The organism is Streptomyces sp. JL2001 (assembly GCF_050917515.1).
Taxonomy (GTDB): Bacteria; Actinomycetota; Actinomycetes; order Streptomycetales; family Streptomycetaceae; genus Streptomyces.
In genome coordinates, this window is record NZ_CP169421.1 from 5,631,132 (window position 1) to 5,654,719 (window position 23,588).

General features: G+C 73.4%; 20 protein-coding genes and 1 pseudogene. 10 read left to right on the top strand and 11 right to left on the bottom strand.

What is annotated here, in order from left to right; all coding sequences use genetic code 11:
• Positions 1–144: 144 nt before the first annotated feature.
• From ACE1OA_RS25090 to ACE1OA_RS25105, 4 genes are all read right to left on the bottom strand, one after another.
• Positions 145–768 carry a GntR family transcriptional regulator gene (locus ACE1OA_RS25090; protein WP_356603122.1) on the bottom strand — a complete coding sequence of 208 codons (624 nt, stop codon included), beginning with the start codon at positions 766–768 and terminating at the stop codon, positions 145–147.
• Between the two features lie 141 nt (positions 769–909).
• A complete protein-coding gene (gene sucB, locus ACE1OA_RS25095; RefSeq protein WP_432753432.1) occupies positions 910–2,667 on the bottom strand; it encodes a 2-oxoglutarate dehydrogenase, E2 component, dihydrolipoamide succinyltransferase in 1,758 nt (585 codons plus the stop codon).
• Between the two features lie 96 nt (positions 2,668–2,763).
• Complete coding sequence (gene lpdA / locus ACE1OA_RS25100; RefSeq protein WP_356603126.1) at positions 2,764–4,152, bottom strand: dihydrolipoyl dehydrogenase; 1,389 nt, start codon at positions 4,150–4,152, stop codon at positions 2,764–2,766.
• Positions 4,153–4,453: 301 nt separating this feature from the next.
• Entirely contained in the window at positions 4,454–5,965 is a 1,512-nt protein-coding gene (locus tag ACE1OA_RS25105; protein ID WP_356603128.1) for a leucyl aminopeptidase, read from the bottom strand.
• A 295-nt stretch (positions 5,966–6,260) separates the two neighbouring features.
• Between ACE1OA_RS25105 and ACE1OA_RS25110 the strand changes: the two genes are divergently transcribed.
• The 6 genes from ACE1OA_RS25110 (at position 6,261) to ACE1OA_RS25135 (ending at position 13,716) form a co-directional block, all read left to right on the top strand.
• Positions 6,261–8,306: a hypothetical protein gene (locus ACE1OA_RS25110; RefSeq protein WP_432753433.1), complete on the top strand. Its 2,046-nt coding sequence runs from the start codon at positions 6,261–6,263 to the stop codon at positions 8,304–8,306.
• A gap of 32 nt (positions 8,307–8,338) precedes the next feature.
• Positions 8,339–9,871, top strand: coding sequence for a GT4 family glycosyltransferase PelF (pelF, locus tag ACE1OA_RS25115; protein WP_432753434.1), 1,533 nt, complete (start codon positions 8,339–8,341; stop codon positions 9,869–9,871).
• The gene (locus ACE1OA_RS25120) at positions 9,868–11,577 is read left to right on the top strand and encodes a hypothetical protein (RefSeq protein WP_432753435.1); all 1,710 of its coding nucleotides are present in this window, start codon (positions 9,868–9,870) and stop codon (positions 11,575–11,577) included. The genes pelF and ACE1OA_RS25120 overlap by 4 nt, the downstream gene beginning before the upstream one ends.
• A gap of 15 nt (positions 11,578–11,592) precedes the next feature.
• The gene (locus tag ACE1OA_RS25125) at positions 11,593–12,216 is read left to right on the top strand and encodes a spherulation-specific family 4 protein (RefSeq protein WP_356603444.1); all 624 of its coding nucleotides are present in this window, start codon (positions 11,593–11,595) and stop codon (positions 12,214–12,216) included.
• Positions 12,213–13,031, top strand: coding sequence for an endo alpha-1,4 polygalactosaminidase (locus ACE1OA_RS25130; protein ID WP_384868627.1), 819 nt, complete (start codon positions 12,213–12,215; stop codon positions 13,029–13,031). Before ACE1OA_RS25125 ends, ACE1OA_RS25130 begins: the two co-directional genes overlap by 4 nt.
• A gap of 139 nt (positions 13,032–13,170) precedes the next feature.
• Positions 13,171–13,716: a GNAT family N-acetyltransferase gene (locus ACE1OA_RS25135; RefSeq protein WP_384868629.1), complete on the top strand. Its 546-nt coding sequence runs from the start codon at positions 13,171–13,173 to the stop codon at positions 13,714–13,716.
• A 73-nt stretch (positions 13,717–13,789) separates the two neighbouring features.
• Here ACE1OA_RS25135 and ACE1OA_RS25140 read toward each other — a convergent pair whose 3' ends face one another.
• Complete coding sequence (locus tag ACE1OA_RS25140; RefSeq protein ID WP_384868631.1) at positions 13,790–14,554, bottom strand: adenosylcobinamide-GDP ribazoletransferase; 765 nt, start codon at positions 14,552–14,554, stop codon at positions 13,790–13,792.
• 76 nt (positions 14,555–14,630) lie between these two features.
• Here ACE1OA_RS25140 and ACE1OA_RS25145 point away from each other — a divergent pair, with 76 nt between their 5' ends.
• Positions 14,631–15,467 (top strand): hypothetical protein, encoded by an 837-nt coding sequence (locus ACE1OA_RS25145; protein WP_386544311.1) that lies wholly within the window; start codon positions 14,631–14,633, stop codon positions 15,465–15,467.
• On the opposite strand, the pseudogene ACE1OA_RS25150 reads toward ACE1OA_RS25145, so the two are convergent.
• The 4 genes and pseudogenes from ACE1OA_RS25150 to ACE1OA_RS25165 all read right to left on the bottom strand — a co-directional run.
• A pseudogene (locus tag ACE1OA_RS25150) lies at positions 15,466–16,126 on the bottom strand (hypothetical protein); the annotation flags it as partial. The gene ACE1OA_RS25145 and the pseudogene ACE1OA_RS25150 sit on opposite strands and share 2 nt — an antisense overlap.
• Positions 16,123–17,883, bottom strand: coding sequence for a phosphatidylglycerol lysyltransferase domain-containing protein (locus ACE1OA_RS25155; protein ID WP_384868692.1), 1,761 nt, complete (start codon positions 17,881–17,883; stop codon positions 16,123–16,125). The pseudogene ACE1OA_RS25150 and the gene ACE1OA_RS25155, both read right to left, overlap by 4 nt.
• A gap of 124 nt (positions 17,884–18,007) precedes the next feature.
• A complete protein-coding gene (gene cobT, locus ACE1OA_RS25160; protein WP_384868634.1) occupies positions 18,008–19,111 on the bottom strand; it encodes a nicotinate-nucleotide--dimethylbenzimidazole phosphoribosyltransferase in 1,104 nt (367 codons plus the stop codon).
• 46 nt (positions 19,112–19,157) lie between these two features.
• Entirely contained in the window at positions 19,158–20,357 is a 1,200-nt protein-coding gene (locus ACE1OA_RS25165; protein ID WP_356776428.1) for a bifunctional adenosylcobinamide kinase/adenosylcobinamide-phosphate guanylyltransferase, read from the bottom strand.
• 91 nt (positions 20,358–20,448) lie between these two features.
• On the opposite strand from ACE1OA_RS25165, the gene ACE1OA_RS25170 reads away from it, so the two are divergent.
• Positions 20,449–20,655, top strand: coding sequence for a hypothetical protein (locus ACE1OA_RS25170; RefSeq protein WP_356603150.1), 207 nt, complete (start codon positions 20,449–20,451; stop codon positions 20,653–20,655).
• 122 nt (positions 20,656–20,777) lie between these two features.
• On the opposite strand, the gene ACE1OA_RS25175 is transcribed toward ACE1OA_RS25170, so the two are convergent.
• Positions 20,778–21,554, bottom strand: coding sequence for a class I SAM-dependent methyltransferase (locus ACE1OA_RS25175; protein WP_384868638.1), 777 nt, complete (start codon positions 21,552–21,554; stop codon positions 20,778–20,780).
• Between the two features lie 41 nt (positions 21,555–21,595).
• A complete protein-coding gene (locus tag ACE1OA_RS25180; protein WP_361313135.1) occupies positions 21,596–22,192 on the bottom strand; it encodes a DUF3043 domain-containing protein in 597 nt (198 codons plus the stop codon).
• A 272-nt stretch (positions 22,193–22,464) separates the two neighbouring features.
• Between ACE1OA_RS25180 and ACE1OA_RS25185 the strand changes: the two genes are divergently transcribed.
• Entirely contained in the window at positions 22,465–23,262 is a 798-nt protein-coding gene (locus tag ACE1OA_RS25185; RefSeq protein ID WP_356776424.1) for a PspA/IM30 family protein, read from the top strand.
• 24 nt (positions 23,263–23,286) lie between these two features.
• A complete protein-coding gene (gene pspAA / locus ACE1OA_RS25190; protein ID WP_356603158.1) occupies positions 23,287–23,565 on the top strand; it encodes a PspA-associated protein PspAA in 279 nt (92 codons plus the stop codon).
• Positions 23,566–23,588 lie beyond the last annotated feature (23 nt).

The window sequence follows — 23,588 nt, forward strand, 5'->3', positions numbered from 1 at the left end:
GGTGGGGAGCCGGATGAGGGGGTGCCCGCACGAATGAGCGAAGCCCCGCCGGGCGGGGCTTCGGACGGAAAGGAGCGTCGGGACCGGGGCCGGAGGCCCCTCCGTGCGGTGGTGTTCCGGGTCTCGGGCAGGGCGAGACGCCTTCTAGGCCCGCGGGGCGCAGCCCAGGACGTGGGCCTTCACGAGCGCGCCGATGTTCGGGTCCCCGCGGCGGAAGGCCTCCACGAGCTCCTGGTGCTCCTCCGCGTACGACTTCTGGACCGTGCCGAGCCAGCGGATCGACAGGGCCGTGAAGACCTCGATGCCCAGGCCCTCCCAGGTGTGCAGCAGCACGCCGTTCCCGGCCGCCTTCACCAGCTCGCGGTGGAACGCCACCGTGTGCCGCACCTGCGCCGTCCCGTCGGCGGTGCGGTCCGCCTCGTACAGGGCCGTGACGTGCGGCTCCAGGGTCGAGCAGTCGGCCGCGAGCCGCCCTGCCGCCAGCTCGGCCGCGATCTGCTCCAGACCGGCCCGGACGGGGTAGCTCTCCTCCAGGTCGGCCGCCGTGAGGTTCCGTACCCGTACGCCCTTGTTGGGCGCCGACTCGATCAGGCGCAGCGACTCCAGCTCGCGCAGCGCCTCCCTGACCGGTGTCTGGCTGACCTCCAGCTCGGTGGCGATCCGTCGCTCCACGATCCGCTCGCCCGGCTTCCAGCGCCCGCTGACGATGCCCTCCACGATGTGCTCGCGGATCTGCTCGCGAAGCGAGTGGACGACAGGGATGGTCATGGAGCAGCTCCTTAGGGAGGGCGTTGACCTCTAGACAATACGGCGGCGCCCCCGTCCGGAAACACTTCCCGACGGGGGCGCTGCTGGTGAGGCTTGTTACAGCTCAGTAGCTTGCGCTTCCGGGCTGCGGGCCTCCGTGCTTCACAGGCCGAGCTCGACCTCGAACTCGCCGGCCTCGAGGATCGCCTTGACCGCGGTCAGGTAGCGGGCGGCGTCCGCGCCGTCCACCAGACGGTGGTCGTAGGAGAGCGTCAGGTAGGTCATGTCGCGCACGCCGATGACGGTGCCCTCGGCGGTCTCGATGACGGCGGGACGCTTCACCGTGGCGCCGATGCCCAGGATGGCGACCTGGTTCGGCGGGACGATGATCGTGTCGAACAGCGCACCGCGCGAGCCGGTGTTGCTGATCGTGAAGGTCGCACCGGACAGCTCGTCCGGCGTGATCTTGCTGGCGCGGACCTTGCCCGCCAGGTCGGCCGTGGCCTTGGAGATGCCGGCGATGTTCAGGTCGCCCGCACCCTTGATGACCGGCGTCATCAGACCCTTCTCGGAGTCCACGGCGATGCCGATGTTCTCCGAGTCGAAGTACGTGATGGTGCCCTCGTCCTCGTTGATCCGGGCGTTGATGACCGGGTGGGCCTTCAGCGCCTGGGCCGCCGCCTTCACGAAGAACGGCATCGGGGACAGCTTGACGCCCTCACGGGCGGCGAAGGAGGCCTTCGCCTGCTCGCGCAGCCGCATCAGCTTGGTGATGTCGACCTCGACGACCGAGGACAGCTGGGCCTGGCCGTGCAGCGCCTTCATCATGTTGTCGCCGATGACCTTGCGCATGCGGGTCATCTTGACGGTCTGACCGCGCAGCGGGGAGACCTCGAGGGCCGGGGCCTTCGACGCGGCCGGAGCGGCAGCGGCGGGGGCCGGGGCGGCCTTCTTGGCCTCGGCGGCCGCGAGGACGTCCTGCTTGCGGATGCGGCCGCCGACGCCGGAGCCCTTGACCGACGCCAGGTCGACACCGTTCTCGGTGGCGAGCTTGCGGACCAGCGGGGTGACGTAGGCGCCGTCGTCCGCCGGCTGTACGGCGGGGGCGGCGGCCGGCGCCGGGGTGACCGGGGCCGGTGCGGGCGCCGGTGCGGGCGCCGGGGCGGCGGCCGGAGCGGCCGGGGCGGCGACCGGGGCAGCCGGAGCCGGGGCCGGGGTCGCGGGAGCGGCCGGGGCCGGAGCCGGAGCGGCGGGGGCGGCGGCCGGAGCCGGGGCGGCGGCCGGAGCGGCACCCGCGGCACCGATGACGGCCAGCTTGGCGCCGACCTCGGCGGTCTCGTCCTCGGCGACGACGATCTCCAGCAGGACACCCGAGGTCGGGGCCGGGATCTCGGTGTCGACCTTGTCCGTGGAGACCTCGAGCAGCGGCTCGTCGGCCTCGACCGAGTCGCCGACCGACTTCAGCCAGCGGGTGACGGTGCCCTCGGTGACGCTCTCGCCCAGCGCGGGCAGCACGACGTCGGTGCCGGAGGCACCACCGGCGGCCGGAGCGGCCGGGGCCTCGGCGGCGGGCGCCGGGGCGGCGGGTGCCTCGGCCGCGGGGGCCGGGGCGGGGGCCTCGGCGGCGGGCGCCGGGGCAGCGGATTCGGCGGCGGGGGCCTCGGCGGCGGCGGGCGCGCCCGAGCCGTCGTCGATGATCGCCAGCTCGGCGCCGACCTCGACGGTCTCGTCCTCGGCGACCTTGATGGAGGCGAGGATGCCCGAGGCGGGGGCGGGGATCTCGGTGTCGACCTTGTCGGTCGACACCTCGAGCAGCGGCTCGTCGGCCTCGACGCGCTCGCCCTCGGCCTTGAGCCAGCGGGTGACGGTGCCCTCGGTGACGCTCTCGCCGAGCGCCGGCAGGGTTACGGAAACCGACATGGTTTCAGTTGCTCCTAACGGTGGGGTCTCCCCGGCTCGCGCGGCGCGCCGAGCGGGGGAGGTGCGGAAAGTGGTCGTCGCGCCCGGTCGACTGGATCAGTCGTGGGAGTGGAGGGGCTTGCCTGCGAGGGCCAGGTGAGCCTCGCCGAGCGCCTCGTTCTGCGTCGGGTGGGCGTGGATGAGCTGCGCGACCTCGGCCGGCAGCGCCTCCCAGTTGTAGATCAGCTGCGCTTCGCCGACCTGCTCGCCCATGCGGTCACCGACCATGTGGACGCCGACCACGGCACCGTCCTTGACCTGGACGAGCTTGATCTCGCCCGCGGTCTTGAGGATCTTGCTCTTGCCGTTGCCCGCGAGGTTGTACTTCAGGGCGACGACCTTGTCCGCGCCGTAGATCTCCTTGGCCTTGGCCTCGGTGATGCCGACGGAGGCGACCTCGGGGTGGCAGTACGTCACCCGGGGCACGCCGTCGTAGTCGATCGGAACGGTCTTCAGTCCGGCCAGCCGCTCCGCCACCAGGATGCCCTCGGCGAAGCCCACGTGCGCGAGCTGGAGCGTCGGGACGAGGTCGCCCACGGCCGAGATCGTCGGCACGTTGGTGCGCATGTACTCGTCGGCGAGGACGTAGCCGCGGTCCATGGCGACGCCCTGCTCCTCGTAGCCGAGGCCGGCCGAGACGGGGCCGCGGCCGATGGCGACGAGCAGGACCTCCGCCTCGAAGGTCTTGCCGTCGGCCAGGGTGACCTTGACGCCGCTGTCGGTGTACTCGGCGGACTGGAAGAACGTGCCGAGGTTGAACTTGATGCCGCGCTTGCGGAAGGCGCGCTCAAGAAGCTTGGAGCTGTTCTCGTCCTCGACCGGGACCAGGTGCTTCAGGCCCTCGATGACCGTGACGTCGGTGCCGAAGGACTTCCACGCGGACGCGAACTCGACGCCGATGACACCGCCGCCGAGGATGATCGCGGACTCCGGGACACGGTCCAGGGTCAGCGCGTGGTCCGAGGAGATGATCCGGTTGCCGTCGATCTCCAGGCCGGGCAGCGACTTCGGTACGGAGCCGGTGGCCAGGAGGATGTGACGACCCTCGACACGACGGCCGTCCACGTCGACGGAGGTCGGCGAGGAGAGCCGTCCGTGACCCTCGATGTAGGTCACCTTGCGGGAGGCGACGAGACCCTGCAGACCCTTGTACAGGCCCGAGATCACGTCGTCCTTGTACTTGTGCACGGCCTTGATGTCGATGCCCTCGAAGGAGGCCTTGACACCGAACTGCTCCGCCTCGCGCGCCTGGTCGGCGACCTCGCCGGCGTGGAGCAGGGCCTTCGTGGGAATGCAGCCGTTGTGCAGGCAGGTGCCGCCGAGCTTGTTCTTCTCGATCAGTGCGACGTCCAGGCCCAGCTGCGCTCCGCGCAGCGCCGCGGCGTAACCGCCGCTACCGCCGCCGAGGATCACTAGGTCGAAAACGGTGCTGGCGTCGTTCGCCACGTCACGTCCTCCATGCATGTGCGCCGGTCGCCGGTCTCCGATGACCGGGCGGCGGCTGGTGTTCGGCCGCTTCTGGTTCGGCCCTGTGGTGGGGGCCCTGTCCTGCCGAGAACCCATCTTCGCACTTGTTGACGGGAGGCGGGACGCGGGGCCGGTGTGTGAGACCGGGCGATCGTCGGTACCCGTGGGTAATAGGGGTGGACGACGCTGCGGATTTCGTCGAGAGCGCAACGGCCCCCGGGCGGGAACCCGGGGGCCGTCGCGTGGGGCCGGGCCGATCCCGGTCCGGCCCCGCCGAGGATCAGACCTCGCCGTCGGCGGTGCGCTCCGCCAGCTTGACCAGCGTGCGGACCGCGGAGCCCGTGCCGCCCTTGGGGGTGTAGCCGTAGGGCGCGCCCTCGTGGAAGGCCGGGCCGGCGATGTCGAGGTGGGCCCAGGTGATGCCCTCGCCGACGAACTCCTGCAGGAAGAGGCCGGCGACCAGGCCGCCGCCCATCCGCTCGCCCATGTTGGCGATGTCGGCGGTGGGCGAGTCCATGCCCTTGCGCAGGTCCGCGGGGAGCGGCATCGGCCAGGACTGCTCGCCGACCTCCTCGGCGATCTCGTGGATCGCGGTCCGGTAGTCGTCGTCGTTGGCCATGATGCCGAAGGTGCGGTTGCCCAGCGCCAGGACCATCGCACCGGTCAGCGTCGCCACGTCGACGATCGCGTCCGGGTGCTCCTCGGAGGCCCGGGTCAGCGCGTCGGCCAGGACGAGCCGGCCCTCGGCGTCGGTGTTCAGCACCTCGACGGTCTTGCCGCTGTACATGCGCAGCACGTCGCCGGGGCGGGTGGCAGAGCCCGACGGCATGTTCTCGGCCAGCGCCAGCCAGCCCGTGACGTTGACGGGCACGCCGATGCGGGCGGCGGCGACGACCGCGGCGAACACGGCGGCCGCGCCGCTCATGTCGCACTTCATCGTCTCGTTGTGGCCGGCCGGCTTGAGGGAGATGCCGCCCGAGTCGTAGGTGATGCCCTTGCCGACCAGGGCCAGGGTCTTCTCCGCCTCGGGGTGGGTGTAGGCGATCCGGACCAGGCGCGGCGGGTTCTCGGAACCGACGCCGACGCCGAGGATGCCGCCGTAGCCGCCCTTGGCGAGCGCCTTCTCGTCGAGGACCTGGACCTTGAGGCCGTGCTCCTTGCCCGCGGCCTGCGCCACGGCGGCGAAGGCGGCCGGGGTGAGGTCGTTCGGCGGCATGTTGATCAGGTCGCGGGCGCGCTTGATCTCCTCGGTGAGTGCCTGGGCGCGCTCCGCGGCGGCCTTGTGGGCCTTGTCGCGCGGCTTCGCGCCGAGGAGGGCGACCTCGGCCAGCGGCTTGCGGGCGTCGCCGTTCTTGCTGTCCTGGTACGCGGTGTAGGCGTAGGCGCCGAGCAGCGCGCCCTCCGCGATCGCCTCGGCGTCCTCGGCGCCGGAGATCGGCAGCGCGAACGCGGCCTTCTTCGTGCCGGTCAGGGTGCGGGCGGCGGTGCCGGCGGCGCGGCGCAGGGCCTCGGCGTCGTAACCCTCGCCGTCCTCGGGGGCCGAGCCCAGGCCCACGGCCAGGACGACGGGGGCCTTCAGGCCGGCGGGGGCGGGCAGCTTGGTCGCCTCACCCTCGGCACCCGAAGCACCGAGGGTCTCCAGGACGGCGGCGAGCTTTCCGTCGAACGCCTGGTCCACGGCCTCGGCGCCCGGGGCGACGACCAGGGCCTTGCCGGACTTCGCGACGCCGACGACGAGGGCGTCGGCACGCAGCGTCGCCGCGCCGGCGGTGCTGAGAGTGAGAGCAGTCACGGTGGTGAAATCTCGCTTCCATTGAGTTCTGTGGCGGTCGAGGGATGGGCCGACCGTGCCCGCCGCATCGTATTTCGGCCCGGAGAGCGCCGAGAACGAGCCTACGCTCGCCGCTCGCGTTCGATCACGGCGACGGTGATTCACTCGTCCGAGGTGTCTCTTTCACGTTTACCGCTCACGCCGCGGGGGCTCGCTCAGAATCGCCTCATTCACGCAAGGGCGGCACTCCCGTCCACGCATCATCTCCACAGGTTCCCTCCTGCCCGGAGGGCCTGCCGAAGGGGACACCACCACGATGGACTCTGCCGGATCCCGCCTGCCCGGAGCCGCCCGGACCACGGCGCTCGTCACCGCCGCGCTGCTCGCCACCGTCGTCCCGTCCGCCGGTGCCCGCGCCGCCGAACCGGCACCGCGGATCGATCTGACCGTCCTCGTCGTGGACGACGGGGGCAGCGCCGTGGAGGCGATCACCTCCGAGCTGCGCTCCACCGGGGTGCCCTACCGCAGCGTCGACCTGAACGAGTCCGGCCGCCCCGTCATCGACGCCGGATTCCTCAGCGACACCGTCGACGGCCGCCCCCGGGCCAAGTACCAGGGCGTCGTCCTGCCCCACGAGTCCGCCTTCGGACCCGACTCCGCCGAGCAGGCCGCGCTGGCCGCCTACGAGCGCGCCTTCGGCATCCCGCAGGTCGACGCCCACACCTGGGCCCACCCCGAGGTCGGCCTCGACTACACGACCGACGGGGGCTTCTCCGGCGTCCTCGACGGCACGACCGCCACCGTCACCGCCGCCGGCCGCGGCGGCCCCTTCCGCTACCTCGACGGTCCGCTGGCCTTCGAGGACGGCGACCCGTCCGTCTCCGAGAGCTACGGCTACGCCGGGCGGCCCCGCGCGGGCTACACCAGCTACCTCGACATGCCCGTCGCGGGCGGCGGCCGGGCCAGCCTCGTCGGGGAGTACGTCCACGACGGGCGCCGCGAACTGGTCGTCACCTTCGCCTACAACCAGTACCAGCGGCAGTTCCGGGTGCTCGCCCGCGGCATCGTCGAATGGCTCACCCAGGGCGTCCACCTCGGCCGGTCCCACAGCTGGTTCTCCGTCCACGTCGACGACGTCCTCGCCCCCGACGCCCGCTGGGACACCGTCCGCAACTGCACCCCCGGCGACTTCGACTGCACCGGCGCCGACGACGCGGAAGCCGCGCCGATCCGGATGACCGCCGCCGACGCGCGGTACGCCGCGGCCTGGCAGAAGACCGCCGGCCTCACCCTCGACATGGTCTACAACGGCGGCCAGGGCGAGCAGTGGAAGACCGAGCACGGCGGCACCGACCCGCTCGCCGCGCAGCTCGTCGCCGACCGCGCCCAGTACCGGTGGGTCAACCACACCTTCACGCACCCCTTCCTCGGCTGCGTGCAGGACAACACCACCGTCCCGTGGAAGTGCGCCACGAACACCTCCGGCGCCCCGCTGTGGACGAGCCGCGCCGAGATCTCCGGGCAGATCCGCGACAACATCGACTGGGCCGTCGGCAAGGGGATCTCGGTCGACCGCGGCGAGCTCGTCACCGGCGAGCACTCGGGGCTCAGGACCCTTCCGCAGCAGCCCGTCGACAATCCCCACCTCGCCGGGGCCCTCGCCGACAATGGCGTGAAATGGACGGCGAGCGACAACTCGCGCGAGCCCTCGCAGCGCGCCGTCGGCGCCGCGAGGACCGTCCCCCGACACCCCATGAACGTGTACTACAACGTTGGCACGGCCGCCGAGATGGCCGACGAGTACAACTGGATCTACACCGCGCGCGCCGACGGCGGCAGCGGGATCTGCGAGGGCGACCCCACCTCCAGCTGCCTGCCCGCCCCGCTCGACACGGCCACCGGCTACGCCTCCCACATCGTGCCGCAGGAGGCCCGCACCGCCCTCTCCCACATCGTGTCGAACGACCCGCGCCCGCACTACGTCCACCAGTCCAACCTCGCCGAGGAGCGCCTGCTCTACCCCGTCCTCGACCGGGTCCTCGCCGACTACCGCGCCCTCTTCGCCGACAACACCCCGCTGGTCAACCCGCGTCAGAGCGAGGCGGGCACCGAGCTGAGCCGGCGCGCCGCCTGGGACGAGGCGCTGGCGGCCGGCCGGGTCACCGCGTACCGCGTCGGCGGCACCGTCACCGTCCGCGTCCCGTCCGGCGTGACCGCCCCGGTCACCGTCCCCGAGGGAACCCGCAAGCAACTCCTGCTCGGCACCGCCGCGTTCGGGACGGCGTACGCGGGAGCCCGGTCGGCCTGGACCACGCCCGAGGCACTCCAGAGCGCCGTCACGCTCAAGCTGCCGACCACCTGACGACCGACCAGACGCTCCGGGGGGAACCGCACATGCCGAGCAGCGGCCGTCACGTCACCATGCTCACCGAAGGCACCTATCCGCACGTCCACGGCGGCGTGAGCACCTGGTGCGACCAGCTCGTCCGCGGCATGCCGGAGGTCGACTTCAACGTCCTCGCGCTCACCGGCAGCGGACGTGAACCGGTCACCTGGGAACTGCCGCCCAACGTGTACCGGCACACCTCCTTCCCGCTCTGGGGCGCCCCGCAGGGGCCGGCCGCGCTCACCGGCGCGCGCCGTCCCCCGCGGGGACGCGACGGACGCCGCTTCACCGACACCTACGAACGGTTCCTGCTGGCGCTCCTCGACCCCGACGCGGGCTGCGACTTCGGCGAGGGCCTCTACGCGCTGGCCGAACTCGCCCGCCGCGGAGGGCTCACCGCAGCCCTGCGCTCCGAACGCGTCCTGCGGGCGCTGATGTGGATCTGGAGGATGCCGCATCTGCCGACGGCCGCGGCCCGGCCCACCGTCCACGACGCCCTGACCGCCACGGACCTGCTGGAGCACGCGCTGCGACCGCTCGCCGCCCGCGTCCCCGACGACTGCGTCGCGCACGCCGTCTCCAGCGGACTCGCCACCCTGCCGGCGCTCGCCGCCCAGCACTTCGAAGGGGTGCCCTTCCTGCTCACCGAACACGGCATCTACCTCCGCGAGCGCTATCTCGGCTACCGCACCGAGGCCCAACGCTGGCCGGTCAAGGTCCTCATGCTCGGCTTCTACCGCGAGCTGAACTCGCTGGGCTACCGCAAGGCCGACCTCATCACCCCGTGCAACCAGTACAACCGGCGCTGGGAGGAACGAGGCGGCGCGCCCGCCGACCGCATCCGGACGGTCTACAACGGCGTCGACCCGCGGGCCTTCCCCTTCGCCGAGGCCGAACCCGAGGTCCCGACCCTCAGCTGGGCCGGCCGGATCGACCCGATCAAGGACCTGGAGACCCTGGTCCGGGCGTACGCCATCGCCCGCGCCGAACTCCCCGAACTGCGACTGCGGTTGTTCGGGCCGGTCCCGGCGGGCGGCGAGGACTACCGGACCCGCCTGGAGAAGCTGGCGGCCGAACTCGGCGTGACGGACGGCGTCACCTTCGAGGGCCGGATCTCCGACGTGGCCCGCGCCTACGCCGCCGGCAACGTGGTGATGCTCTCCTCGATCAGCGAGGGCTTCCCCTTCTCCCTGATCGAGGCGATGTCCTGCGGCCGGGCCACGGTGTCGACGGACGTCGGCGGGGTGCGGGAGGCCGTCGGCGACACCGGGATCGTCGTGCCGCCGCGCGAGCCGGCCGTGATGGCCGCGGCCGTGACCGACCTCCTGCGGGACGGGGAGCGACGGGCCGAGCTGGGACGCCGGGCCCGGCAGCGGGTCGTCGACCGGTTCACGCTGCACCGCTCGGTGGACGGCTTCCGCCGGATCTACCGCGAACTGGCGGGCCGCCCGGCCGATCCGGCCCCCGAGCCGGCGGACTGGACGGTCCGGCTCACCGACCCATGGCGCCAGGAACTCGTCGGAGGGGGCTCCCTGTCGTGAGCGGCTCGCTCTGGCTCAGGAACGGCACGATGCGGGACACCCTGCCGTACGTCCCCCGCCCGCGCCCGGCCGGCCGCCCGGCCGGGACGCCGCGCGGCCTGCCGCACGCGCGCCGCGTCGCACCGGAGGCACCCCCGGCGACCGGCCGCGACACGGCGCTCCCGCCCTACGGCCGCGGTGACGGGCCACCGGGACGGCGGCTCCCGGCCGGACGGGAGGCCGCGACCAACCGGTGCGCCCCGGCGCACGGCGCGCCCGGAAGCCCCGGACCGGGCTCCACGCGGACCTCGACGGCCCTCGCCCCCGACCCGCTCGACGAACTCGCCGAGCGGCTCGACGCCCTGACCGCCGTGGCCGTCCACCCCGACGAGATAGCCGCGATCCTCGAGTCCGACGGCATGACCGACGACCACATCCGGCTCACCTACGGGCGCGCCGACTCCTTCGCCCTCGCCGAGGACCTCTACGCCCGCCTGGAGCGGCGGCACCCCGGACCGGAGGCGGCCGGCGAGTCCGGCGGACCCTGGCACGGCGAACTCGCCGGCTGCCTCCTGCGCGGCCTCCTCTTCGCCCTCCCCGGGCTCGCCTACGTCCTCGGGGCACCCCTCCTGGCAGGCCCCCGCGGCGCCCACGGCCTGCCCGCGGGCACGATCCCCCTGCTGGCAGGGGCCGTCGTCGGGTGGGTCTGGAACCAGACCCTGTCCCACCGCGCCTACTGCCGGCTGGGCCTCGGCGACCGCCGCGCCGCCCTCCGCGCCCTCGCCGTCGGCGCCCCCTCCGGGGCCCTGGCCGGCACGCTCGTCGCGCTCGCCGCGGCGCTCGCGACCGGGCCCGTGGGCCTGCCGGCCATGGCGTTCGCGGCCGGCCAGTCGCTCTACCTCGCCGCGGCGACCGTCCTGCTGGTCCTCGGCCGCGAACGGGCCCTGCTCGGCGCCCTGCTGCCGCTCGCGGGCGCCGTGCCCGCCTTCCACCACGACCTTCCGCACCCGCTGCGCACCGGCCTCCTGCTGGCCTCGCTCGCGGCGACCACGGCCTGCGCGGTGAACGTCCTCGGGCCGGGCCTCCGCGGCGGCCCGAAGGACGGCACGGCGGGCGCCGCCCACCCGGCCCGGACCGCACGGAGCCCCCGGGCCGGCGGAGCCCCGCCGCTCGCCGCCTCCCTCCCGTACGGCCTGTTCGGCCTCGGCACCGGACTCCTCGTGCTGTACACCGCGGTCGGCGACGTCCTCGCCGCCGGCCCCGCCGCCGCGGTCGCCGCCCCCTCCGCCGTCGCCCTCACGCTGTCCATGGGCCCGGCCGAATGGCTGCTGCACCGCTTCCGCAGCGAGAGCCTCGCCGGCCTGCGCACCCTCACCAGCGCCCACGCCTTCGCGCGCGCCACCACCGTGACGCTCGCCCTCTGCCTCGGCGCCTACCTGGCCTGCCTGCTGGCCCTGGCCTCCGTCGGCACCCTGCTCTGGCCCGACGCCCCCCGGCTGACCGGCCCCCGGCTCGTCTCGCTGCTCCTCGTGGGCGTGGTGCTCTGGCTCGGACTCCTGCTCCAGGCGTTCGGCGCGGTCCGCGCCGCCGCCGTGGTGTGCGCGATCGCCGCCGCGGCACAGATCCTCGCGCCGGCCGCCGCTCCCGCCGTCGCCGGGGGAGCCGCCGCCGTCCTCACCGTCCTCGCCCGTGTCCTGCTGGTCCGGCCCACCGCCCACCGCTCCTAGGGGGCCGTCTTGTCCGTGAACTCCCGCCTGCTGGTCCCCTTCTACGAGCATCCGGCCGACCGGCCGGACGCCTGGAGCGCGGTGATCGAGGCCGCGCCGTCCCTGTACGGCGTCGTCCTCAACCCGGCGAGCGGGGCGGGGGAGCGTCCCGACCCCGCGTTCGCGGACGTCGCCGCCCGCCTGCGGGCGGCCGGCACGTGGGTGCTCGGGTACACCGACACCGCGTACGGCAGGCGCCCGCACGGCGAGGTCGTCGCCGAACTGCTGCGCCACCGCGACTGGTACGGGGCCGACGGCGCCTTCCTCGACCAGGTGCCCACCGAGGCGGAGGCGCTCGCCCACTACCGCCGCCTCTCCGTCGCCGCCCGCTCCGCCGGTGCCCGGGCCGTCGTGCTCAACCACGGGGCCCACCCCGACCCCGGATACGCGGAACTCGCCGACCTGCTGGTCACCTTCGAGGGGCCGTGGGACACCTACCGGAACCTCGACCTGCCCGTCGCCGACCACTACTGCCACCTCGTCTACGCCGCCCCGTCCGACGTCCGGCCGGCCACCCCCGTCCACTGCGCGGTCCCGGGGGCCGGCGCCCACCCGTGGGGCACGCTGCCCCACGGCCTGGAGCCGGAGCCCGCCCGATGAGACGTCTGATCCCGCTGCTCGCCGCCCTGTTGCTCGCGATGGCCTGCACCGCCGCTCCCGAGGGGCCGGACTCCCCGGACGGTGCGCGCGGCTCCGGCGGCCCGGCACGGTCCGGGCGCTGGCTGCCGAAGCCGGGCCTCGCGTGGCAGTGGCAGCTCAGCGGCCGGCTCGACCCGGCCGTGGACGTCCCCGTCTACGACATCGACGGCTTCGACCACCCGGCCGGCACGGTCGCGGACCTGCACCGGCGCGGCCGGAAGGTGATCTGCTACCTGTCCACCGGGGCCTGGGAGGAGTTCCGCCCGGACGCCGCGAGGTTCCCCGCGTCCCTGCTCGGCCTGGGCAACGGCTGGGAGGGCGAGCGCTGGCTCGACATCCGCCGCACCGACGTCCTCGGACCGCTGATGGCCGCCCGTCTGGACATGTGCCGGGCCAAGGGCTTCGACGCGGTCGAACCGGACAACATGGACGGCTACCGGAACCGCACGGGCTTCCCCCTCACCGCCGCGGACCAGCTCCGCTACAACCGGCTGATCGCCGCGCTGGCCCACGACCGCGGCCTCGCGGTCGGCCTGAAGAACGACCTGGACCAGATCCCGCAGCTGGTCGACGACTTCGACTTCGCCGTCAACGAGCAGTGCGCCCAGTACGGCGAGTGCGAGCGGCTGGCGCCGTTCGTCCGGGCGGGCAAGGCGGTCTTCCACGTCGAGTACGAGCGGGAGACGGGGGAGTTCTGCCCGCAGACCACCCGGCTGGGCCTGAGCTCGATGCGGAAGCGGTACGAGCTGGACGCGTGGCGCCGCCCCTGCCCCTGAGGGGGCCGGTGTGGAGCCGAGGACGACGGGGAGCCCGCCCCGGCTCCGACGCCCGACGCGCGACCGGAGGGGCACGGCGTCCGGTCGGGCCGGTGAAAAGCGGTGGACAGGCCGCAGCCGCCGGGCGAACATCCTCGCGATGAACAGCGAACCTCTCCCCGCCGCCAAGAACGTCCGATTCGTCGAGCTCAGCGCGAAGGCGCTCCGGGCGCTCGCCGACGGAGACCTCGCCGGCGGCAGCGCCGAGGCCGGAGTCGCCCTCGACGAGCACTTCGTCGGCGACCGGGCCCGATGGATCTTCGGCCATCGCGCCGACCAGCTCGCCGCGGACCCGTCCGCCGCGCCCTGGACGACACGGGCCGCGGTGTCCGAACCGGACGGCACCGTCGTCGGCGACGCCGGGTTCCACGGGCCGCCGGACGAGGCCGGACTGGTGGAGATCGGCTACACCGTCGTGCCCCGGTTCCGCCGCCGGGGCTACGCCCGCGCCATGGTGGCGGCGCTGCTCGCCCGAGCCGCCGCCGAACCCGGAGTCAGGACCGTGCGGGCCACCATCGGATCCGACAACACGGCATCCCTGGCCACGATCGCGGGCTTCGGCTTCACGCGTGTCGGCGAGCGGAGCGACGGACGTGACGGGATCGCGATCGTCTTCGAGATCCCGGCGGACGCGACGCGGGTCTGAGCCACCGCGCCGGGACCGGACGTCGACGGGCCGTCATCCGGAAGGCCGCCCTCCGAGGCATCACGCGAAACGGTCACCCCAGCGTCAGCGCCACCAGTGCCGCCGTGGCCGCGGTCTCCTCCACCGCCCCGAACACGTCTCCCGTGACGCCGCCGAAGCGCCGTACGCACCGCCGCAGCAGCAGTGCCGCGGCCGCGAGGGCCGCGCCCGCCGCCAGGACGTGCCGGACCGCGTCGTACGGGGAGAACACCGCGCCCGCGACCGCGCACAGACCGAGCACCAGGCCGGTGGCCAGCGCCGCGGGGCCGACCGGGACGGTCGACGCGACCATCGCGCCCAGGCCCTCCGGGCGCGCCGCCGGGATGCCGGTGCGGGAGGCGTGGGTGAGGGCGAGGCGGGCGACGGTCGCGGCGAGCGCGGCGGCGACCGCGCCCTGTGCCCAGCCCTCGTCGTACAGCCGGTAGAGCGCCGCCACCTGGGCGAACAGGGTGAAGAGCAGCACGATGACGCCGAACGGCCCGATGTCGGACTGCTTCATGACGCGCAGGGCGTCCCCGGCCGGCTTCGCGCTGCCGAGGCCGTCCGCGGTGTCCGCGAGTCCGTCCAGGTGCAGGCCCCGGGTCATCACCGCCGGCACCGCCGCCGTGATCACGGCGGCGAGCAGCGGGCCCGAGCCGAGCAGCAGGAACACCCCGCCGAGCGCCGCCGAGCAGAGGCCGACGACCAGGCCGGCGAGGGGCGCCCAGAGCATGCCGGCCCGCGCCGCGTCCCGGTCCCAGCGGGTGATGCGGGCGGGAAGCACCGTGAGGGTGCCGAAAGCGAAACGCAGGCCGTCCATCCGGGCAGGGTAATGGGCGTCCTCGGACGGTAAATTGCGCATACCCCAATAAATCGTGCGATCAGAAGCGGGTGGCATGGGTCACTGGTTCACGCGCAACATCATCGAGCCGGGGAAGCTCCCGACACTGCTCGCCCTGTCCTCGTTCCTCCTGACCTTCCTGATCACCCGGACCGTCACCCGGCTGATCCGGGCCGGGAAGGGGCCGTTCCGCAACGTCTCGTCAGCGGGCGGGCTGCACATCCACCATGTCGTCCCGGGCGTCGTGCTGACCGTCCTCGGCGGTTTCGGCGCCGTCGCCAGCGACCGGCACGGCGTCGGTGCCGCCGTCTTCGCGATCGTGTTCGGGATGGGCGCGGGGCTCGTCCTCGACGAGTTCGCGCTGATCCTCCACCTCGACGACGTGTACTGGTCCGAGCAGGGCCGGAAGAGCGTCGAGGTCGTCGTCCTCACCGCGGCGCTGGTCATGCTGGCCCTCGGCGGCTTCTCGCCCCTGGGCGTCAACGACCTCACCGGCGACGAGCGGCAGAACCGGGCCGCCTTCCTGGTCACCGTCCTGGTGAACTTCCTCTTCGTCCTCGTGTCCCTGGTGAAGGGCAAGTTCCGGATCGCCGTGATCGGGGCGCTGGTGCCGTTCGTCGCCCTCGTCGGGGCCGTGCGGCTGGCCCGCCCCGGGTCCTGGTGGTCGCGGCACTTCTACCGCCGCCGCCACCGGGCCCGAGCCCGCTCGCGCCTGCGCACGTACCGGCACGACAGGCGCTGGAACCGGGTGCGGCGGCGGGTTCAGGACGTGATCGGCGGCTTCCAGGAGCGGGTCCCCGCGAGCATCTCGGGGCCCGGTCCCGGCTCGGGTCCGGGGCCGGGTGCCGGTTCCGGCTCCGGCTCGGGGTCCGGCTCCGGCTCCGGCGACTGATCCCCGCCCCGCCGCTCCCGCCACCGCGTGCCGGCGATGATCAGCAGCACGGCCGCGATCGCCGCCAGGTGCTCCTTGCCGGCGAGGTTGTTCTTGATCAGCACCTCGACGACCATCGCCGACATCACCAGCGCCCCGGTCCAGCGGGCCCGGTAGCGCCAACACACGTACACCGCGAGGCCCACCACGGCGGCCGACGGGCCGGTGTCGACCACCTGGGCGTCCGAGGCCGGCAGGCCGAACGGGCTGTCCGGCCCGAGCGCGACGGCCGCCCGGGCGTACAGCGTCCCGGCGAGCGTCGCCACGTAGGCGATCGTGAGGGTCCGCCACCGGCCCAGGCAGATCTCGGCGATGCCGAAGACGAGCAGCACCTGCGCCAGCGCGCCCCACACCGGTAGGTCGAGCGCCGGTACGAACAGCGACAGCGGGGTCCGCAGCAGCGCGAGCCACAGCGGGTCCTCGGCCCGGACCGAGCCGATGTCCTGGACGGGCCGGTAGCCCCAGTCCTGGTTCTGCACGACCTGGAACAGCGCCGTGAGGCACACCGCGCTCAGCGTCATCGCGATCGCGCGCCACCGGCGCGCGACCAGTCCGGCCCGCACGGTGGCGTACAGCGGTCCCCACTCGCGGTGGGCGAAGTCCCGGAGGGCCGACCTCACCGCGTGCCCTCCAGATGTCTGCGGTACAGCCACCTCGGCAGACCGGGCGCCTCCAGGAAGCCCTCGGCGCGGCCCGCGGCGAGTCCGATGCGCAGCAGGTCGGCGCTCTTCTCGAAGAGCATGAATCGGGGCTCCCAGATCGGTCGGTACTTGGCGTTGGCGCGGTACAGCGACTCGATCTGCCACCAGCGGGAGAAGAAGCTGAGCAGCGAACGCCACATGCGCAGCACGGGTCCCGCCCCGAGCTTCGAGCCACGTTCGAAGACGGAGCGGAACATCGCGAAGTTGAGTGAGACCTGGGTGATCCCGATCTCCCCGGCGCGCTGCAGGAGCTCGATGACCATGAACTCCATCAGGCCGTTCTCCGAGTCCCGGTCACGGCGCATCAGGTCCAGCGAGAGCCCCTTCGGGCCCCAGGGCACGAAGGAGAGCACGGCGCGCAGCCTGCCCTCGTCGTCGGTGCACTCCAGCATCACGCAGCGGCCGTCCCGCGGATCGCCGAGCCGGCCGAGGGCCATCGAGAAGCCGCGCTCGGTGGCCCCGTCGCGCCAGTCGTCGGCCTTGCGCAGCAGCTCGTCCATCTCGTCGGTGGGGATCTCCTCGTGCCGCCGGATGCGGACCTCGTAGCCGGCCCGCTTGACCCGGTTGAACGCCTGCCGGACCGTGCGCATGGCCCGGCCGTCGAGGGTGAACTCGTCGGTCTCCACGATCGCCTCGTCGCCCAGTTCGAGGGCGTCGAGGCCGTGCCGGGCGTAGATGGTGCCGGCCTCCTCGCTCGCCCCCATCACGGCGGGGATCCAGCCGTGCTCGCGGGCCTCGGCCAGCCAGGGCTCGATCGCCCCGGGCCAGGCCTCGGGGTCGCCGATGGGGTCGCCCGAGGCGAGCGAGACGCCGCCGACGACCCGGTAGGCGACGGCGGCCTTCCCGCTGGCCGACCAGACCACGCTCTTCTCGCGGCGCAGCGCGAAGTAGCCGAGGGAGTCCCGGTCCCCGTGCTTGTCCAGCAGGCCCCGCAGCTTGTCCTCGTCCTGCGCGGTCAGCGGGTCGACCGCCCGGCGCGAGCGGAACGCGGCGTAGAGCACGGCGATGAGCAGCAGGGTCGACAGGACGTTGATCGTGACGTTGACCCAGCCGGGCGTGGCGATGCCGTCGTAGGCCGAGTCGTCGGCGGCCAGCGTGATCAGCCGCAGCACGCCGTAGCGCCAGCGTTCCAGGAAGGTCGAGGTACCGGTGGAGGTGTTGGTGACGGTCACGAGCAGTGCGGCGAGCAGCGAGGTGACGAGCAGTCCGCCGACCGCGACGACCGCGGCCAGCCACGGGTTGGAGCGGTCGCCCTTGGCGTAGAACTCCTTGCGGCCCAGCACCAGCGCGAGCACGAAGGCGGCGGTGAGGACGACGGAGATCCAGTTCTGGGCGTGCTGCCGGATCTCCGGGAAGATCATGGCGACGACGAAGAGCAGCAGGAAGAGCCCGCTCAGCACGATGTTGAGGATCCACGCGGCGCGCTTGCGGCGGCGCATGGTGATCGCGAGGAAGAGCGTGAAGACGCCCGAGGCGAAGCCCGCCGTGAGCAGGTACGGCGTGAAGTAGTTGTCGGTGTTGTGTCTGCGGAGGTCCTGGCCGAACGAGACCCAGACGGCGCTCAGGAAGTTGACGAACGTGACGGCGCGCAGGTACCAGACGGCGAACGCGGCGCTGCGCCGCGAGCGGGCGGTGCCCCCGGGCGCTCCTTCGGTGGACAAACGGACCTCTCCCATGAAAAGCGATCATATGGGGCATCGCCTGTCATGACGGGGCGTCGGAGACGGCCGCCCGCGCGTTGGGGGTCCCCCCAGGACGAAGTCCTAGGGGGAGGGGCCGTGTCCGGCGCCGTCGTCCGTCTCAGTCCTCCTCGGCCGGCGTGTCCGCCGGCTCCTCCGGAGCGGTCGGCTCCGTCGGAAGCGGCTCCTCGGGCCGCTCCGGCAGCTCCGCGGCGAGTGCCGCCGCGGCCTGGACGAGGGGAAGAGCGAGCAGTGCCCCGGTTCCCTCGCCCACAGTGACGCCGTGGTCCAGCAGAGGGTTGAGCGCCATCCGGTCCAGCGCCTTGGCCTGCGCCGGCTCGCCGCTCACCTGCCCCGCCAGCCACCAGTCCGGGGCCCGGAACGCCGCCCGCTGCGCGACCAGCGCGCAGGCCGCGCCCACCACGCCGTCCAGCAGCACCGGCATCCTGCGCACCGCGCTCTGCAGCAGGAAGCCGGTCATGGCCGCCAGGTCCGCACCGCCCACCGCGGCGAGCAGCTCCAACTGGTCGCCGAGCACCGGCCGGGCGCGCCGCAGCGCGTCCCGGACCGCCGCGCACTTGCGCATCCACGCCAGGTCGTCGATCCCGGCCCCGCCGCGGCCGGTGACCACCGAGGCGTCCGTGCCGCACAGCGCCGCGACGAGCGTCGCCGCCGGGGTCGTCCCGCCGACGCTCAGGTCGCCGAGGACGACCAGGTCCGTGCCGGAGTCCGCCTCCTCGTCGGCGATCGCCATGCCGAGCCGGATCGCGGCCTCGGTCTCCTCGGCCGTCAGCGCGTTCTCGACGTCGATCCGGCCGCTGCCGCGCCGCACCCGGTGGCGCACCACGTCGGCGGGCAGCAGCCCGGGGTCGCAGTCGAGCCCCGCGTCCACCACCCGCACCGGCACCCCCGCGCTGCGCGCCAGCACCGCGACCGGGCTCGCGCCCTCCAGCACGGCACGGACCAGTTCGTACGCGCCACCCGCCGGCCGGCCGGACACGCCGAGCGAGGCCACCCCGTGATCGCCCGCGAAGAGCACCACCCGCGGCTGCTCGATCGCCCGCACCGTGACCGAACCCTGCGCCGCCGACAGCCATTCGCCCAGCTCGTCGAGCCGGCCGAGCGCGCCGGGCGGCACGGTCAGGCGCTCGCGGCGTTCCTCGGCGTCACGCCGTATCCCCCCGTCGGGGCGCTCGATCAGATCGGAGAAGTCGTCCAGGTTCACGGTGTTCCGCCTTGGGAGATCAACGAGGCCATCGATGATCCGCACCCTACCCGCGCAGCACCAGCGCCTGGCCTGCGACGACCAGCAGGACCTGCTCGCACTCCCCGGCGAAGGCCGCGTTCAGCCGGCCCAGCTCGTCCCGGAACCGGCGTCCCGACGCCGTCGCCGGCACCACTCCCGAACCGACCTCGTTCGTCACGGCGACGACCGTGCGGCCGGTGGCCCGCACCGCCGCGACCAGGTCCGCGACCCTGGTCTCCAACTCCTCCCGGCCGCCGTCCGCCCACCGCTCGTCGTCCCACGCCCCGACCCGGTCCATGGCGTCCGTCAGCCACAGGGACAGACAGTCGATCAGCAGCGGCGGACCCTCCTCGGCGAGCAGCGGCACGAGGTCGCAGCTCTCGGTGGTCCGCCAGGACGACGGCCGCCGCTCCCGGTGCAGATGCACCCGCTGGTCCCACTCCGGGTCGCCCTCGCGGACCCCGCCGGTCGCCACGTACACCACCTCGGGGAACGTCTCCAGGCGCCGCTCGGCCTCCACCGACTTGCCCGAACGGGCTCCGCCGGTCACCAGGGTGCGGCGTGGCACCTCCGGCACGTCGTGGTACTCCCCGACGTACAGGGTCGTGCCGTCCGGCACCGCCCGTGCCCCGGCCGCCGCCAGCCGCCGGTCCAGCTCGGCCCCCCACGGTGCGTCGTGGTCCAGGTGCACGGCGACGACGTCGGTGGCCGGTCCGACCGCGCCGGCCGCCCGCAGCCGGGCCAGCGCGTCCGGCCGGCCGGTGACGTCGGCGACGACCGTGTCGTACGGCCGCCCCTCGTCGTGCAGCCCCGCGGGGGATCCGGCCGGCGGCAGGTAGAGCAGCCGCTCGCCGTCGGGGGCCGTCACCTCGTACCCCGTACCGGGGGAGTCCATCGCCACCGCCCGCACCCGGTGCCCGCTGATCAGCGTCAGCTCGCGCCCGTCCGGAACACGTCCGGCGGTCGGCAGACCGGCCGGCATCTCGACGGCCGGACCGTCGTGCGGGTGGGTCAGCAGCACCTGCCGCACCCCCACCAGCGAGTGCCCCGACCGGGCAGCGGCCAGCGCGGCGCCCGGCGTCAGGTCGAGCAGCAGCGCCCCGTCCACCAGCAGCGAGGTCGCGGCCCGCGCCAGAGTGCCGCGGGCGGTCGCGCACACGGCGCACGGACAGTCGGGGCGGGGGAGTCCGACGGGGGCGCCGGTGCCGAGCAATGTCAGTTCCACCCACTGATCCTCCCGCGTCACCGCGACGGGTGCACGCCCGGCTACGCTGCGGGCAGGAAACCGATCATCCGGTGAAGCCCAGGAGGCGGACATGGCATGGACGTGGCGTTTCGAGAAGTCCGACGGCACCGAGGTCCAGCCGGCGGTGGCGCCGGACGAGTTCACGACCCAGGGTGACGCCGAGTCGTGGATCGGGGAGAACTGGAAGGACCTCCTGGAGGGCGGCGCGGACCAGGTCACGCTCTCCGAGGACGGTGCCAAGATCTACGGGCCGATGGCCCTGGACGCCGAGGCGTAGTCACCCGTGGCGGCCACCCGTCCCGCCGGGGAACCCCTCGGTCGCGGACGGGTGGAGACGCCCGCCGGCAGCGTCCCGTGGGCCGGCGTCCGACCCGCGGGCCCCTCACCCGCGTCCGGGGATCAGCCTCGGACGCCGCACAGGTGCAGCAGGGCCGCCACCCGCCGGTACGGCTCGGTCCGCCCCGCCCGGTCCTCGGCGGCGAGCAGCCGTTCCAGCTCGTCGGCGGCCGGCAGGCCGACATCGGCCGCCACGCCGTCGGTCAGGACCCGCACCCCGTACCAGGCGTGCAGGGGCGCCGCGATCCCCGCCAGCGTCACGGTCAGCGCGTCGAGCCGGTCGGCGCGCACCTTGACCCCGTTGTCGTCCGGGTACGTGTCCGCGTCGAAGCCGGCCAGTGCGCCGGCCCAGTCCCCGGCGAGCCCCGGCCGCAGGGCCAGCGCCTCCCCGTTCCGTACGACCAGGGACAGCAGACCGCCGGGCGCCAGCATCCGGGCCAGGCCCGCGAGCAGCGCGTCCGGCTCCTGCGCGTACATGAGCACGCCGTGGCAGAGCACCACGTCGAAACTGCCGGGCAGGAAGTGGACGCCCGTCTCGCGGCCGTCGCCCTCGATCAGGCGGACCCGCTCGCGGATCCCGGCCGGTTCGGTGGCCAGCGAGTCACGGGCCGCCTTGAGCAGTTCGGGATCGGCCTCGAGGCCGGTCACCGTGTGACCGGCCCGGGCCAGCCTCAGGGCCTGGAAGCCCTGCCCCATCCCCGCGTCGAGGATGCGCAGCCGCTGGCCCACCGGATAGCGGGCGGCTATCTGCTCGTCCAGCTGGCGCGCGATCAGCTCCAGACGGACGGTGTCGCGCAGTCCACCGTGACCGGCGGGCCAGGGGGAGACGGCGGGCAGCACCGGACTACCCGTACCGGCGCCGGAGCCGGAGCCGTCCCCGCTCAGGGTCGCTCTCCGCGCTTGACCTGCGGCTTCGGCAGTCGCAGTCGGCGCATCTGGAGCGTACGCATGAGGCCGTAGGCCACGGCACCGCGCTTCGGCTCGTTCGGGAAGCGCTCGTTCAGCTGCTTCTTCAGACGGAGCCAGATGCCGATCGAGTCGATGACGATCAGGACGATCACACCGAGCCACAGCAGCAGCGAGATGTTCTGCAGCGACGGGACCCGGATCATCGACAGGACCAGGATCACGACGGCCATCGGCAGGAAGAACTCGGCGATGGCGAAGCGGGAGTCGACGAAGTCGCGCACGAAGCGGCGCACCGGGCCCTTGTCGCGGGCCGGCAGGTAGCGCTCGTCGCCGCTCGCCAGTGCCTCGCGCTGGCGGGCGAGATCGGTACGGCGGGCCTCGCGCTGGCGCTTGGCGGCCTCCTTGCGGTCGGTCGGCACCGTCGCGGCGCGACGGCGCTGGGTCTGCGCCTCGCTCCGCTTCGGTGTCGGGCGGCCCTTGGGGGCCTCGGGGTCGCGGGGCTGCTTGGAGAGGTCCGCCGTCACCTTGTCGGTGGGGGCCTTCTCTTCCTTGGAACGGCTACGGAACACAAAACCCAAGGGTACGTGGTGCGAGGCATGGACCCCAGTCCCGCCGGGAACGATCCGCTAACAGCCTGCGTCTGTGGGGGTACGTCCGGACGACGTGCGGGGTTTCCCCGAGGGGGCCGTCTACTCCCTGGGCCTGAGAGTGCTCGCGCGCAGTCGTCCTTGGGGAGGAGCACTTCCGCCCCCGAACAGTGCGGTAATGGAGGCAGGGACCGTACTGTGGATCCTGTTGGAGTGCTTGAGCCGAGTCCGTCAGAAGGGGGCGCGCGAAGCCCATGAGCGGTGTCATGAAGCGTATGGGGATGATCTTCCGCGCGAAGGCAAACAAGGCCCTTGACCGGGCCGAGGATCCGCGCGAGACCCTTGATTACTCCTACCAGAAGCAGCTGGAGCTGCTGCAGAAGGTCCGCAGGGGTGTCGCCGACGTGGCGACCTCCCGCAAGCGGCTCGAACTGCAGCTGAACCAGCTCCAGGGCCAGTCCGCCAAGCTGGAGGACCAGGGCCGCAAGGCGCTGGCCCTCGGCCGCGAGGACCTGGCCCGTGAGGCACTGTCCCGGCGGGCCGCCCTGCAGCAGCAGGTGAGCGACCTGGAGGTGCAGCACCAGACCCTGCAGGGCGAGGAGGAGAAGCTCACCCTGGCCGCGCAGCGGCTCCAGGCCAAGGTCGACGCCTTCCGTACGAAGAAGGAGACGATCAAGGCGACCTACACGGCCGCCCAGGCGCAGACCCGGATCGCCGAGTCCTTCTCCGGCATCTCGGAGGAGATGAGCGACGTCGGCGTCGCCATCCAGCGTGCCGAGGACAAGACGGCCCAGCTCCAGGCCCGGGCCGGTGCGATCGACGAGCTGCTCGCCTCCGGGGCGCTCGACGACCAGTCCGGCCTCGCCAAGGACGACATCCAGGCGGAGCTCGACCGGCTGTCCGGCGGCACGGACGTCGAGCTGGAGCTCCAGCGGATGAAGGCGGAACTGGCCGGCGGCCCCTCGTCCTCCCAGCAGGCGATCGAGGGCGGCGACGGCGCGGCCGCCCCGCAGGACAAGCCGCAGTCCCACCCGCGGTTCGACAAGCAGTAACGAGCTCTCCAAGGACGGCGCATCATGATCGTCAGGATCATGGGGGAGGGCCAGTGGAAGCTGGCCGACGACCGCTTCACCGAGCTGAACACGCTGGACGCCGAGCTGCTGGCCGAGATGGAGTCGGGCGACGAGGACGGCTTCCGCCGCACCCTCGGTGCCCTGCTCGACGCGGTCCGGCGCCTCGGCGACCCCCTTCCCGACGCCTCCCTGGAGCCGTCGGAGCTGATCCTTCCGTCGGCGGACGCGACCCTCGACGAGGTGCGCGAGATGCTGTCCGACGACGGCCTCATCCCGGGCTGAGCCCGGCACTCCACAGCACACGG

Coding starts and splice junctions, on each gene's coding strand:
- ACE1OA_RS25140 (WP_384868631.1), bottom strand. CDS start 14,554: ATGGACGGCCTGCGTTTCGCTTTCGGCACCCTCACGGTGCTTCCCGCC.
- ACE1OA_RS25185 (WP_356776424.1), top strand. CDS start 22,465: ATGAGCGGTGTCATGAAGCGTATGGGGATGATCTTCCGCGCGAAGGCA.
- ACE1OA_RS25110 (WP_432753433.1), top strand. CDS start 6,261: ATGGACTCTGCCGGATCCCGCCTGCCCGGAGCCGCCCGGACCACGGCG.
- ACE1OA_RS25155 (WP_384868692.1), bottom strand. CDS start 17,883: ATGGGAGAGGTCCGTTTGTCCACCGAAGGAGCGCCCGGGGGCACCGCC.
- pspAA (WP_356603158.1), top strand. CDS start 23,287: ATGATCGTCAGGATCATGGGGGAGGGCCAGTGGAAGCTGGCCGACGAC.
- pelF (WP_432753434.1), top strand. CDS start 8,339: ATGCCGAGCAGCGGCCGTCACGTCACCATGCTCACCGAAGGCACCTAT.
- ACE1OA_RS25145 (WP_386544311.1), top strand. CDS start 14,631: ATGGGTCACTGGTTCACGCGCAACATCATCGAGCCGGGGAAGCTCCCG.
- ACE1OA_RS25130 (WP_384868627.1), top strand. CDS start 12,213: ATGAGACGTCTGATCCCGCTGCTCGCCGCCCTGTTGCTCGCGATGGCC.
- ACE1OA_RS25170 (WP_356603150.1), top strand. CDS start 20,449: ATGGCATGGACGTGGCGTTTCGAGAAGTCCGACGGCACCGAGGTCCAG.
- sucB (WP_432753432.1), bottom strand. CDS start 2,667: ATGTCGGTTTCCGTAACCCTGCCGGCGCTCGGCGAGAGCGTCACCGAG.
- ACE1OA_RS25090 (WP_356603122.1), bottom strand. CDS start 768: ATGACCATCCCTGTCGTCCACTCGCTTCGCGAGCAGATCCGCGAGCAC.
- ACE1OA_RS25135 (WP_384868629.1), top strand. CDS start 13,171: ATGAACAGCGAACCTCTCCCCGCCGCCAAGAACGTCCGATTCGTCGAG.